A 12,602-nucleotide genomic window follows, 5' to 3' on the forward strand; every position below is an offset into this window, starting at 1 on the left:
GCCCTCCCCGCGGGGGGCGGGCGGCCTTCACCGTGTTGACCCGCGACGGCCGTCACCGGCCGCGAGAGCCGCCACCGGCCCGGGCGGAGCCGGCGGCACGGTGATGAATCGTTTTGGCTGACAGTCGCGACGTTCCGGCTAGAGCCGGGCCGCCTTGGCGATCAGCGCGAGCGCGGCCTCGTGCTCCTCCTCCTCCAGCGGCGCCAGCAGCAGCTGCTGGACCTGGGCGACGCCCGCGGCCGAGCGGTGCAGCAGGTCCTGTCCCGCCGGTGAGAGCGAGAGCAGGTTGCGCCGTCCGTCCGAGGGGTCGCGCCGCCGCTGGACCAGGCCGCGCCGGACCAGCCGGCTGACCATCTCGGCCATCGTGGCCTTGTCCAGCGAGGCCAGTTCGCCCACCGTGCGCTGGTCGGCGCCCGGCTCCAGTTCGAGGGCGTCCAGCACCGCGTACTGCGGCGCCGTCAGCTCCGAACCGACGTGCTCCGACCAGAGCTTGGTGTGCACCTGCTGGCTCACCCGGATCAGGTAGCCGATCGCCCGCTGGGCGTCCAGCATCGGCCGCGCGTCCGTGAGGACGGCGACCTGGGCCGGCTCCAGTCTGGCTATCTTGGCCATCACCCGGACGATCTCCAGCTGCTCCTCCGGAGTGAGCGGCTCGAAGAGCGTGCGCTGCACGCGGACCACTCCGCCGGTGGCCTCGCGGACAGCCTGGGCGCCGCTCTGCGAGAGAGCGAGCAACTTGCGCCGGCCGTCGGCCGGGTCTCGGCGCCGCAGCACCAGGCCGCGCCGGACCAGCCGGGCGACCATCTCGGCCATCGTGGCCTTGTCGAGCGAGGCACGCTCGCCGACCGTGCGCTGGTCAGCGCCCGGTTCGAGGGCGAGAACCAGCAGGACCGCGAACTGCGGAGCCGTGAGATCGGCTCCGACGTGTTCGGACCACAGGCGGGTGTGGACCTGCTGTGCAACGCGGATGAGGTGTCCGGGCGACTGCTGCAGTCGCGCGGACACGCGGGTCGTCGGGATCTCCCCCAGCACCATGTATCCGTCCCGATGTCACACCCGGTGTGTGTGGGACACCCGGGTGGGGCAGTAACGGCGAGTGGGCGTCCCGCTGTTCGGGAGGGCGCTCCAGCCGTGCAGCCGGTGGCTGCTGGCGGACACTATACAAACGGCGGGCCCTCGCTGGCAGGCAGGGGCGGATAGTAGACGCAGGTTCGGCAACATTGGCATATTTACGCGCCGCGCCGACCCGCCGGTAACCCGTTCGCAGGAGAAAGCCGACCGGTCGGTCCTTACCCACGGTCACCTGCACCTTCGCCCTGGCCGAGCCCCCTACCCGCCGGTAGGGTGTGGCCACCGGGACGGCCGTGACCTCCGGAGCAGCCCCCCGCTGCCGGTTTTCCCCCGAGTGCTTCCTGGGAGTTTCCTGGGTGTTCCGCCCGGGGTCCGGACGGCCGGCGCTCCGGCTCCGGAGCGCGACCGATGCCGGGCCGGGGCCGCACCGCCGCGCTGCAACACCTCTCCACCTGCAACTGACCTGCAACAACGCCCGATTACTCCGAGAGAGACGAGACCGAGCATGACCGAGCAGACCACCACCCCCCGGGTCGCCGTCGTCACCGGCGCCGCGCGCGGGCTGGGCGCGGCCACCGCCGTGCGCCTGGCCGCCGACGGCTACGCCGTGGCCGTCCTCGACCTGGAGGAGTCGGCCGGCCGGGAGACCGTCGAGCGGATCACCGCCGCCGGCGGCCGCGCGCTGGCCGTCGGCGCCGACGTCTCGGACGCCGACCAGGTCCGGGCCGCCGTCGAGCGGATCGCCGGCGAGCTCGGCGCCCCGGTCGTCCTCGTCAACAACGCGGGCGTGCTGCGCGACAACCTGATCTTCAAGATGACCGAATCGGATTGGGACACGGTCATGAACGTGCACCTGCGCGGCGCGTTCCTGATGACCCGGGCGGTCCAGAAGTACATGGTGGACGCCGGTTTCGGACGCATCGTCAACCTGTCCTCCTCCTCCGCCCAGGGCAACCGCGGCCAGGCCAACTACTCCGCCGCCAAGGCCGGTCTCCAGGGCTTCACCAAGACCCTGGCCATCGAGCTCGGCAAGTTCGGCATCACCGCCAACGCGGTCGCCCCCGGCTTCATCGCCACCGACATGACGGCCGCCACCGCCGCCCGGATCGGCATGGACTTCGAGGACTTCAAGGCCGCCGCCGCCACCCAGATCCCGGTCCAGCGGGTCGGGACGCCGGAGGACGTCGCCCACGCCATCGCGTTCTTCGTCTCCGAGGGCGCCGGCTTCGTCTCCGGACAGGTGGTCTACGTCGCGGGCGGCCCCCTCGACTGAGGCACCGAACCTACACAGGGTTACCACGGGGTGGGAACCGGCGCGGCCGGTCTCCCGCCCCGTTCTTTTTGCCCGAACTTGGGGAAAAGCACACGAACCCCTTACGGACATTCGATCCGAAAACGTCTTTTGATCGTCCTGAAACGGACCTGCGGCGATCGGAGAACGGCTTTGCCGGGGAATTCCGAATGGAACCGGGAATCACGCTGCGTGGCTGGGTAGGGTCACCGCCGTGCCAGCGCCGAGTGAACCGCCGGACCGCCCGGAGCACCTGACCACCCCCCGCGCGCGCCCGCGCGCCCGCCCCGGCGGACCGGCCCGGCCGCCGCTCGGCCGCCGCCAGGCCGCGCTGCTGGGGCTGGCCGCGCTCGGCTACCTGCTGGTGGCCGCGGCCGTCCTGCTCGACACCTCGCTGGTCGACCTCGACTGGAAGATACGGCTGTACCGGCCCTACGAGCACTGGCCCGGCCTGCAGCCGCTGCTGGACAACTGGGTGGTGGCCGGTCAGCGCGGCCCCTCCGCGCTCGCCGCGTTCACCTGGCTCGGCTGGCGCGCCCGCCGGCTGGGCCGGATCCGGCCACTGCTGGTGATGGGCGCCGCCCTGCTGCTGCTCAACCTCACCGTCGGCGGGGTCAAGATCGTCACCGGCCGGCTCGGCCCGCACTACGCCCGGTACGTCGGCTCGCCCGAGCTCTTCTCCGGCGGCACCATCTTCCCCTCCGGCCACACCGCGAACGCCGTGGTCACCTGGGGCGTGCTGGCCTACCTCGCGGTGCGCTGGCGGCGCACCGGCGCCCTGCTCGCGGGCGCCACCGCCTGGTCGGTCGGCCTCACCACCGTCTACCTGGGCACCCACTGGGCCACCGACGTGCTGGCCGGCTGGGCCGCCGGGCTGCTCGTCCTGCTCTCGCTCCCGCTGCTGGAGCCCCTGGTGCTCGCCGCCGAACGCCGGCTCGCCCGGCACCGCGGAGCACGGCGCCGGGAGGCCGGGCACAGGGAGACCGGGCACGGAGGAGCCGGGCACCCGGGGGCCGGGCACCCGGGGTCACGGCGCCGGAGGGCTACCCCTCCCAGCTGCGCACCACCAGCCCGTCGCGCACCGCCAGGTTGAGCCGGCCCTCCCGGTGGTCCATGGTCATCGCCGCCCCCGGGGGCAGCACCCGCACCGAGGCCCAGCCGTGCCGGCGCGCCAGCTCCTCGGCCCGTTCGATCCGCAGCCCCGCGTAACCCTCCGCGTCCGTGTCCGTCATCGCCCCTCCCCGGCTCGCCCAGACGTACGCTGGAATCGTAGACCGGCCGAACCGTGGACCGGCCCCGCGGAACGGGCCGGAAGCACCGGAGGTGACCGCGGATGCCCGCCACCACCCCCCGGCGGTGGCGCAGCGGCTCCGAGCCCGCCACCGCCCGCAGCGACCTCAAGCTGCGCTACCTGCTGTCGCTGACCTTCACCCCGCTGTTCGCGCTGGCCACCGCCGCCTTCGCGTTCTGGGCCGCCAACGCCCCCGCGTTCGGCGCGCCGAGCCGGGGCACCCTCACCGGTTTCGCCGTGGCCTGCGGGATCCTCACCCTGTTCGCCGTCGTCGATCTCGTCGTCGTCGTCCGGCGGCGCCGGACCGAGCTCTGACGCGGTGTCTCCCGCGGGGTGGGAAGCCGGTCCCCGGCCTCCCACCCCGCGAACGCTCCGCGCGCCGCGCCCTCAGCGGTTGCTGACCGCCTGCTTCACCAGCGTCCGCCCGAAGTCCCACATCAGGCCGCTCCCCCGGTGGGCGTCCTCCATCACCTCGGTGAAGGCCGTCATGAAGCGGTCCACGTCCCGCTCGGTGATGATCAGCGGCGGGATCAGCTTGATCACCTCCAGGTGGTCCCCGGACACCTGCGTGAGGATCCGGTGGCGCTGGAGCAGCGGGACGACCACCATCTGGGCGAACAGGCCCTTGCGGGCCGCCTGGAGCGCGGTCCAGCCGGTCCGCAGCTTCAGCGACTTCGGCCGGCCGAACTCGATGCCGATCATCAGCCCGCGCCCGCGCACCTCGGCGAGCAGTTCGTAGCGGTCGACCAGTTCGGTCAGCCGCTCGCGGAAGTGGTCGCCCACCTTGCGGGCGTTCTCCACCACCCGCTCGTCCCGGATGACCTCCAGGGTCGCCAGGCCCGCCGCCATCGCCTGCGCGTTGGAGCCGAAGCTGGCCGAGTGCACCAGCACCCGGTCCATCGAGGAGTACACCTTCTCGAAGATCCAGCCCTTGCCGAGGGTCGCCCCGACCGGGACGTAGCCCCCGGACAGCGCCTTGGCCGCGCAGACCAGGTCCGGCAGCACGCCGTCCTCGTGCTGGTAGGCGAAGAAGTCGCCGGTGCGTCCGATGCCGGTCTGCACCTCGTCGCAGATCAGCAGGGCCTTGTGGTCGTGCAGCAGTTCCTGCGCGGCGCGCAGCCAGCCGGGCGGGGTCGCCTGCACGCCCTTGCCCTGGATCGGCTCGACGATCAGCGCGGCGACGTCGCCGCGCTTGAGCTCCTTGGCGAGGGCGGTGAGGTCGCCGAGCGGGATCGCGGTGTCCGGCAGCAGCGGGTCGAAGCCCTTGCGGAACCCGCTCTCGCCGTTCACCGAGAGCGAGCCGGTGGTGAGCCCGTGGAAGGCGTGGTCGGCGTAGAGGATCCGCTTGCGGCCGGTGGCGTACCGGGCGAACTTCAGCGCGGTCTCCACCGCCTCGGTGCCGCTGTTGCCGAAGAACACCCGGTCCAGCCCGGGCGCGTGGGAGAGCAGGCGCTCGGCGAGCAGGCCGGGCAGCGGCGAGCAGTCGAAGCGGACCAGGTCCGGCAGGTCGAGGTCCATCACCTGCTGGACGGCCGAGCGGACCACCGGGTGGTGGCGGCCGAGCGCGAAGATGCCGAAACCGGCCAGCATGTCGAGGTACTCGTTGCCCTCGGCGTCGTAGAAGTACTGCCCCCGGGCCCGTTCGTAGTACTTGTCGAAGCCGATGGTGTGCAGCATCCGGGTGAGCTGCGGGTTCAGGTAGCGGCTCTGCAGCTCGTACCGCTCGCCCTCGCGCTCGGCGAGCAGGGCGGCCAGGTCGAAGCGCGACCCGGCGCGCCCGGCGCCGTCGGGGCGGCCGGGTGCGCCGGAGCCGCCGGTCCCGTCGGACCGGTCGACGGGCGCGGGAGGGCCGGTGCGGTCAAGGCGGTCGGTGCTGTCGGGGTCAGCCGGCATGGTGCTGGTTCGCTCCTCGGTTCGGAAGTCCCCGGTCCGGTCGTCCCCGGTCCGGGAGCAGGTGCTTGGCGAAGGCGGCGGTCTGGGCGGCGACCCCGGTGCCGGTCAGCCCGGTCTCCTCCAGGATCTCGCCGCGCGCGGCGTGCCCGAGGAACTCCTGCGGCAGGCCCAGCACCCGCACCGGGACGTCCACGTCCGCGTCCCGCAGCGCCTGGGCGACGGCCGTGCCGACGCCGCCGACCCGGCCGTTGTCCTCGACGGTGACCACCAGCCGGTGCCCGGCGGCGAGGGCCGGCAGCGCGGGGTCGACCGGCTTGACCCAGCGCGGGTCGACGACGGTCGCGGTGAACCCCTCGGCGAGCAGCAGCCGGGCCGCGTCCAGCGCGGCGCCGGCCGTGCTGCCGACGGCGACCAGCAGGATCTCCGGCAGCTCCCCGGTGCGCAGCAGGACGTCCACGCCGCCGATCCGCTCGACAGCGGGCACGGCGGGGCCGACGGTGCCCTTGGGGAAGCGGACCACGGTCGGGGCGTCCTCGACCGCAACGGCCTCGCGCAGCTGGGCGCGCAGCTGCTCGGCGTCGCGCGGGGCGGCGAGCCGCAGGCCGGGGACGACCTGGAGGATCGACATGTCCCACATGCCGTTGTGCGAGGCGCCGTCGTTGCCGGTGACGCCGGAGCGGTCGAGCACGAAGGTGACGCCCAGCCTGTGCAGGGCGACGTCCATCAGCACCTGGTCGAAGGCGCGGTTGAGGAAGGTCGCGTAGACCGCCACCACGGGGTGCAGGCCGCCGGTGGCCAGGCCGGCCGCGCTGGCGACGGCGTGCTGCTCGGCGATGCCGACGTCGAAGGTCCGCCCGGGGTAGGCCTTGGCGAAGCCGGCCAGGCCGACCGGCTGGAGCATCGCCGCGGTGATGGCCACCACGTCCGGCCGCTCGGCGCCGAGGGCGAGCAGTTCCTCGCCGAACACCGAGGTCCAGGAGACGCCGTCGGCGGGCGAGATCGGCAGGCAGGTGTAGGGGTCGATCGGGTTGACGGCGTGGAAGCGGTCGGCCTCGTCCTGTTCGGCGGGCCGGTAGCCGCGGCCCTTGACGGTGAGGCAGTGCACGATGACCGGGCCGCCGAAGCCGCGGGCCTTGGTGAGCGCGGACTCCAGGGCGGTGAGGTCGTGGCCGTCGATCGGGCCGAGGTACTTGAGGCCGAGGTCCTCGAACATGCCCTGCGGGGCGAAGGCGTCCTTGAAGCCCTTCTTGGCGCCGTGCAGCGCGCCGAAGATCGGCTGGCCGACCACGGGGGTGCGCTGGAGGGCGTCCTTGCCCCAGGACAGGAAGCGTTCGTAGCCCTGGGTGGTGCGCAGCGCGGCGAGGTGGTTGGCCAGGCCGCCGATGGTGGGCGAGTAGGAGCGCTCGTTGTCGTTGACGACGATGACCAGCGGCCGGTCCTTGGCGGCGGCGATGTTGTTGAGCGCCTCCCAGGCGAGGCCGCCGGTGAGGGCGCCGTCGCCGATCACGGCCACCACCTGGTCGTCGCTGCCGCGCAGCTGGTTGGCCTTGGCCAGGCCGTCGGCGTAGGAGAGCGCGGTGGAGGCGTGGGAGTTCTCGACGAGGTCGTGTTCGGACTCGGCGCGCGAGGGGTAGCCGGACAGGCCGCCCCTGCTGCGCAGCCGGGAGAAGTCCTGGCGGCCGGTGAGCAGCTTGTGGACGTAGCTCTGGTGGCCGGTGTCCCAGACGATCCGGTCGCGCGGGGAGTCGAAGACCCGGTGCAGGGCGATGGTCAGTTCGACGACGCCGAGGTTGGGCCCGAGGTGGCCGCCGGTGCGGGTGACGGCGTCGATCAGGAAGTCGCGGATCTCGTCGGCGAGCCGGGGCAGCTCGGCGGCCGGGAGGGCCCTCAGGTCCGCCGGGCACGTGACGCTGGAGAGCAGTGACATGGCTTTCACCTCACGACTCGGAGCGGTGCGGTGGTGCCCCGCCGTGGCCGCGCCGCGCGGGGTGGTCCGGCCCGGGTCGGCGGCCCGGGGCGGACGGGGGCGGGCGGCGGGGTGCGCCGCCCGCCGGCGGGTGCGTCAGCGGCTCCGGCTGGAGCCGACGGTCTCGGTGATCGCCCGCAGGGACTCCTTGAGGGAGCCCATGGTGGCGAGGACGGCGGTCGGCTCGTAGCCGCAGTGCGCCATGCAGTTGGCGCAGCGGGCGTCCTTGCCGCGTCCGTACTTGTCCCAGTCGGTCTTCTCGATCAGCTCGCGGTAGGTCGGCACGTAGCCGTCGGCCATCAGGTAGCAGGGCCGCTGCCAGCCGAACAGCGAGTAGTTGGGGATGCCCCAGGCGGTGCACTCGAAGTCGACCCGGCCCTCCAGGAAGTCCAGGAAGAGCGGGCTGTGGTTGAGCCGCCAGCGCCGCCGGTTGCCGCCGGCGAAGGTCTTGCGGAACAGCTCGCGGGTCTGGTCGACGCCGAGGAAGTGCTCCTGGTCGGGCGCCTTCTCGTAGGCGAACGCCGGGGAGATCATCATCTCGTCGACCTTGAGGTCGTCGTTGAGGTAGTCGAGCACGTCGATGATGGTCTGCGGGGTGTCGGTGTTGAAGAAGGTGGAGTTGGTGGTCACCCGGAAGCCGCGCCGCTTGGCCTCCTTGATCGCCTCCACCGCCTCGTCGAAGGTGCCCTCCTTGGCCACCGACGCGTCGTGGCGCTCGCGCAGGCCGTCGATGTGCACGGTGAAGGTGAAGTACGGCGAGGGCTTGAACTTGTCCAGCTTCTTGCGCAGCAGCAGCGCGTTGGTGCAGAGGAACACGTACTTGCGGCGCTCGACCAGCTGCCGGACGATCTCGTCGATCTGCGGATGCATCAGCGGCTCGCCGCCGGCGATCGAGACCATCGGGGCGCCCGACTCCAGGACCGCGCCGACCGCCTGGGCGACCGGCATCCGCTGCTTCAGCACGCCCGCCGGGTGCTGGATCTTGCCGCACCCCTCGCAGGCCAGGTTGCAGGCGAAGAGCGGTTCCAGTTCGACGATCAGCGGGAATTTGTCGCGTCGCTTCAGCTTCTGCTGCATGAGGTAGGTGCCGACCCGCACGGTCTGGCGCAACGGCATGGCCATGGCTAGCTCGCCTCCTGGGGGAGCGTCGAGGATGTGGGGTGGTTGAGGGCGGCGGGCGCGGGGCGGCCGCGCGGCCGGTCGTTCCGCAGGTGCCAGTCGACCAGGGCGGGCACCGTGGAGCGCAGCGTCCGCCAGGCGCGGACGCCGGCCGGCAGGGTGCCCGGGCGCAGCAGCTCGCGTTCGGGCGTGTCGACCACGACCCGCAGGACGGCCGCGGGCAGGCCCGGGCGCAGCTCGTGCAGGGCCGCCAGCACGGCGGCGGCCTCCATGTCGACGGCGAGCGCGCCCTGGACGTGCAGGGCGCGCCGTTCCAGGCCGCGCACCACGTGGTCGGCGGTGTGGTGCACGCCGGTGTGCGCGGTCAGGCCGCGCACGGTGAGGGCCCGGGTGAGCGCCGGGCCGGAGTCGACGGCGAAGTGGTTGCCCTCGGCATCGCGCACGCCGTCGGCAACGATCACGTCACCGGGCGTTATTCCCGGCGCGACGGCGGCGCCGAAGCCGGCCACCACGACGGCGCCGTAGCCGCCCGGGGCGGCGGTGAGCAGCCTCCTGACGGCGAGTGAGGCGCGCCGCCGGCCGACGCCGGTGCGCACCACGACGGGCGGGCCGCCCGACCCGCCGCGCCAGTCCCCTCCGCGCAGGGCCCACACCTCGGGGCCGAGCGCGCAGAGGACCAGCAGCGGGGAAGCGTTCACCGGGACGCCCCGATCGCCGCGCCGCCGGCCGGGCGTCCGGTCGCGGGGCTGCCGTGCAGGTAGCGGCCGAGCGCGGTGACCGGGAACACCAGCCGGTACAGGTGGTAGTTGATGGAGAAGTCCCAGGGGAACCCGGTGCCGGTGAACTGGGGTTCGTCCCAGGTGCCCTCGGGCAGCTGGGTGCGCACCAGCCAGTCCACGCCGCGCTCCACCGCCGGGTTGGCCCGGCCGTCGGGGCCCTCGCCGGCCGCGAGCAGCGCCATCAGCGCCCAGGCAGTCTGCGAGGGGGTGGAGTCGCCGCGCCCGGCCCAGCGTGCCGGGTCGTCGTAGGAGCGCATGTCCTCGCCCCAGCCGCCGTCGGCGTTCTGCCGGTCCTCCAGCCAGCGCACCGCCCGGCGCACCGCGGGGTGCTCCGCCGGGACGCCGGCCGCGACCAGGGCGGGCAGCACCGAGCCGGTGCCGTAGATGTAGTTGGTGCCCCAGCGGCCGAACCAGGAGCCGTCCGCCTCCTGGTTGCGCAGCAGCCACTCGACGCCGCGCCGGGTGCGCGGGTCGTGCGCCCGGCCGACCTCGGCGAGCATCTCCACGACGTGCGCGGTGACGTCCGCGGACGGCGGGTCGACGACCTCGCCGAAGTCGCAGAACGGCAGCTTGTTCGGCAGGGTGCTGGTGTTGTCGACGTCGAAGGCGCCCCAGGCGCCGTTCTTGGACTGCATGCCGAGGTTCCACCGCACCGCGCGGTCGACGGATCCGGCTACCTTGGCCGGGTCCGGGTGGGCGACGCGGCGCAGCGCGAGCACCACCTCGGCGGTGTCGTCGATGTCCGGGTAGGTGTCGTTCTCGAACTCGAACGCCCAGCCGCCGGGGGCGAGCGAGGGGCGCTTGACGGACCAGTCGCCGCGCTTGGTGATCTCCTCGCCGAGCATCCAGTCGACGGCGGAGACCAGCGCCGGGTGGTCGGCCGGCAGGCCGGCGTCGACCAGGGCGATGGTGGCCAGGCACGTGTCCCAGACCGGGGACTGGCAGGCCTCCAGCCAGCGCCGGCCGTCGGGGGTGTGCACGGTGAAGCGGTCGAAGGAGGCGAGCCCGGCGCGCATCACGGGGTGGTCGAGCTCGTAGCCCTCCAGGTGCAGGGCGATCAGGGAGTAGACGGCGGGCGGCTGGATCCCGCCCCAGCAGCCGTCGGCCTCCTGGCGCTCGACGATCCAGCGGCAGGCCTGGGAGAGCGCGAGCCGGCGCAGCGGGCGCAGGGCGCGCCGGTGGTAGGCGTGCAGGACCTTGTCGAGGCGTTCGAACAGGCCGTCCCAGCTGGTGGCCGGGGCGAGCGGCCGGGTGGGGTACGGGTCGTCCGGGTCGGTGTGCAGCTCGGTGAGCGGGAAGGGGGCCGGACGCACCGGGCGGTGCGCGGAGACGATGGTCAGCGGGACGATGGTCTGGCGGGCCCAGCAGCCGAAGGCGTAGATGTTCAGCGGGAGCCACTTCGGCAGGAACATGATCTCCGGCGGCATCTCCGGCAGCCGGTCCCAGGGCCACCAGCCGAAGAGCGCCAGCCAGATCCGGGTGAACACCCGGGAGGCGGCGATGCCGCCGGCGGAGCGGATCCAGCGGGCGGCGGCCAGCATGTGCGGGGCGTTCGGGTCGTCGCCCGCGAGCTTCAGGGCGACGTAGGCCTCGACGGTGGTGGAGAGCTCCGCCGGGCCGCCGTGGAAGGTGGACCAGGTGCCGTCCTCGCGCTGCTGGGAGCGGATCCACTCGGCGGTGGCCTTGGTCTGTTCCTCGGTGCGGATCCCGAGGAACTGCCGGAGCAGTAAGTCCTCGGCGTCCATGGTGACGTTGGTTTCGAGGTCGCCCTTCCACCACCCTTCGGAGCTCTGCAGGGAGAGCAGGTGCGTGGTGGCGCGGCTCAGCGCCTCCTCGGCGGAGGCGGCCCCGTCCTGCTGCTCGGTCCGGCCGGCCGGGGCGTCCGGGGCGGATCCTTCGGGCTGCCACCGCCCGGCGCTCAGCAGCGCCGGGGGGAGGCCTCCCACCGCGACCGGCTCGGAATCGTACTCAGGGTCGAGCCGGCCGTCCGCGGTTGCTGTCAACGTAACGTCACCTCTCTCGTACCACCACGAATTCGGCGAGTGCGACGAAGTGCTGGCGCACCCCGTCGGGCATGGGCACCTCGTCCAGGGCGGCGAGGGCAGTCGTGTGCTGGCGGCGGGCTTCCTCCTGGGTCCAGGCGCGGCCGCCGGCCTTCTCGATCAGCAGGGCGCGGGCGGCCAGCTCGGTCTCGCTCTCCTCGCCGCGCCCCTTGGGGTCGGCGAGCTGTTCGGCCAGTTCGCGGGAGGCCTGGCCGCCCTCGGCGAGGGCGGCGGCGACCGGAAGGGACTTCTTGCGCTGGCGCAGGTCGCCCCAGTGCGGCTTGCCGGTGACCTCGGTGGCGCCCCAGATGCCGAGCAGGTCGTCGACGGCCTGGAAGGCCAGGCCGAGGTGCTCGCCGAAGCGCTGGAGGGAGTCGGAGGCCCGGTCGTCGGCGCCGGCCAGGACGGCGCCCAGCGCGGAGGCGGCGGAGAGCAGGGCGGCGGTCTTGCCGCCCTCCATCTCCAGGCACTCGGCGACGGTGACGGTGTCCCGCTGCTCGAAGGCGACGTCCATCGCCTGCCCGTCGATCAGCCGGCGGCTGGCGGTGGTGAGCAGGCGCACGGCCCGCGCGGCGTCGGTGGCGCTCGCGCCGCCCGTGGAGGCGGCGTCGAGCAGCACCTCCGTACCGAGCGTCGCCAGCGCGTCACCGACCAGGATCGCCTGGGCCGGACCGAAGACCGTCCAGGCGGTGGCCCGGTGGCGCCGGGTCTCGTCACCGTCCATCAGATCATCATGGAGCAGGGAGAAGTTGTGCACCAGTTCAACAGCGACCCCGCCGGGCACGCCCGCCTCCGCCGGCGCTCCGGCGGCCTGGGCCGACAGCAGCGCCAGGGCCGGCCGGACGGCCTTGCCGCCGTCCCCGGCGACCGGTGTGCCGTCCCGGTCGATCCAGCCGAAGTGGTACGCCGCGACGGTGTCCATGGGTGCCGCCAGACGGGCGACGGCGGCCCTCAGCGGCGGGGTACAGAGCGCGCGGGTGCGGTTGAGCAGCTCCGGCACCGAGACCGGTTCGGCATGCGCCGTACCTCCGACGGCCCTGCCGATGCGTGACTCCACGTACGTTCCCTCTCCCTGGTGGTGCCTGGCCGCGTGGGACGGCCGGACGCTGGCGGTGGTGGTGCGGCCGGTGCGGCCGCGGCCGGCGAGGAC

General features: G+C 73.4%; 11 protein-coding genes. 3 read left to right on the forward strand and 8 right to left on the reverse strand.

The annotated features are described in order from the left end of the window. Window positions 1–138 precede the first annotated feature (138 nt). A complete protein-coding gene (locus tag ACFXAM_RS20490; protein WP_350756300.1) occupies window positions 139–1,005 on the reverse strand; it encodes a MarR family transcriptional regulator in 867 nt (288 codons plus the stop codon). Between the two features lie 571 nt (window positions 1,006–1,576). On the opposite strand from ACFXAM_RS20490, the gene fabG reads away from it, so the two are divergent. Beyond that, the gene (gene fabG, locus ACFXAM_RS20495) at window positions 1,577–2,344 is read left to right on the forward strand and encodes a 3-oxoacyl-ACP reductase FabG (protein WP_380293178.1); all 768 of its coding nucleotides are present in this window, start codon (window positions 1,577–1,579) and stop codon (window positions 2,342–2,344) included. Between the two features lie 232 nt (window positions 2,345–2,576). Further along, window positions 2,577–3,455, forward strand: a complete 879-nt coding sequence (locus ACFXAM_RS20500; RefSeq protein ID WP_380293180.1) for a phosphatase PAP2 family protein — start codon at window positions 2,577–2,579, stop codon at window positions 3,453–3,455. Here the strand turns inward: ACFXAM_RS20500 and ACFXAM_RS20505 are convergent. Next, the gene (locus ACFXAM_RS20505; RefSeq protein ID WP_380293182.1) at window positions 3,406–3,594 is read right to left on the reverse strand and encodes an I78 family peptidase inhibitor; all 189 of its coding nucleotides are present in this window, start codon (window positions 3,592–3,594) and stop codon (window positions 3,406–3,408) included. The two genes, ACFXAM_RS20500 and ACFXAM_RS20505, sit on opposite strands and share 50 nt — an antisense overlap. A 101-nt stretch (window positions 3,595–3,695) precedes the next feature. Here ACFXAM_RS20505 and ACFXAM_RS20510 point away from each other — a divergent pair, with 101 nt between their 5' ends. Beyond that, window positions 3,696–3,968, forward strand: coding sequence for a DUF6343 family protein (locus tag ACFXAM_RS20510; protein ID WP_380293184.1), 273 nt, complete (start codon window positions 3,696–3,698; stop codon window positions 3,966–3,968). Between the two features lie 72 nt (window positions 3,969–4,040). On the opposite strand, the gene ACFXAM_RS20515 is transcribed toward ACFXAM_RS20510, so the two are convergent. From ACFXAM_RS20515 to ACFXAM_RS20540, 6 genes are all read right to left on the reverse strand, one after another. Further along, window positions 4,041–5,546: an aspartate aminotransferase family protein gene (locus ACFXAM_RS20515; protein WP_380293186.1), complete on the reverse strand. Its 1,506-nt coding sequence runs from the start codon at window positions 5,544–5,546 to the stop codon at window positions 4,041–4,043. Beyond that, window positions 5,536–7,473 carry a 1-deoxy-D-xylulose-5-phosphate synthase gene (gene dxs, locus ACFXAM_RS20520; RefSeq protein ID WP_380293187.1) on the reverse strand — a complete coding sequence of 646 codons (1,938 nt, stop codon included), beginning with the start codon at window positions 7,471–7,473 and terminating at the stop codon, window positions 5,536–5,538. Before dxs ends, ACFXAM_RS20515 begins: the two co-directional genes overlap by 11 nt. A 135-nt stretch (window positions 7,474–7,608) precedes the next feature. Beyond that, the gene (gene hpnH, locus ACFXAM_RS20525; RefSeq protein ID WP_380293189.1) at window positions 7,609–8,634 is read right to left on the reverse strand and encodes an adenosyl-hopene transferase HpnH; all 1,026 of its coding nucleotides are present in this window, start codon (window positions 8,632–8,634) and stop codon (window positions 7,609–7,611) included. A 2-nt stretch (window positions 8,635–8,636) separates the two neighbouring features. Further along, complete coding sequence (locus ACFXAM_RS20530) at window positions 8,637–9,329, reverse strand: 1-hydroxy-2-methyl-2-butenyl 4-diphosphate reductase (protein WP_380293191.1); 693 nt, start codon at window positions 9,327–9,329, stop codon at window positions 8,637–8,639. After that, window positions 9,326–11,413 (reverse strand): squalene--hopene cyclase, encoded by a 2,088-nt coding sequence (shc, locus tag ACFXAM_RS20535; RefSeq protein WP_380293193.1) that lies wholly within the window; start codon window positions 11,411–11,413, stop codon window positions 9,326–9,328. Before shc ends, ACFXAM_RS20530 begins: the two co-directional genes overlap by 4 nt. 7 nt (window positions 11,414–11,420) lie before the next feature. Continuing rightward, window positions 11,421–12,509: a polyprenyl synthetase family protein gene (locus ACFXAM_RS20540; RefSeq protein ID WP_380293195.1), complete on the reverse strand. Its 1,089-nt coding sequence runs from the start codon at window positions 12,507–12,509 to the stop codon at window positions 11,421–11,423. Window positions 12,510–12,602: the final 93 nt, after the last annotated feature.

It is taken from the genome of Kitasatospora sp. NPDC059462, from assembly GCF_042749955.1.
Lineage (GTDB): Bacteria > Actinomycetota > Actinomycetes > Streptomycetales > Streptomycetaceae > Kitasatospora.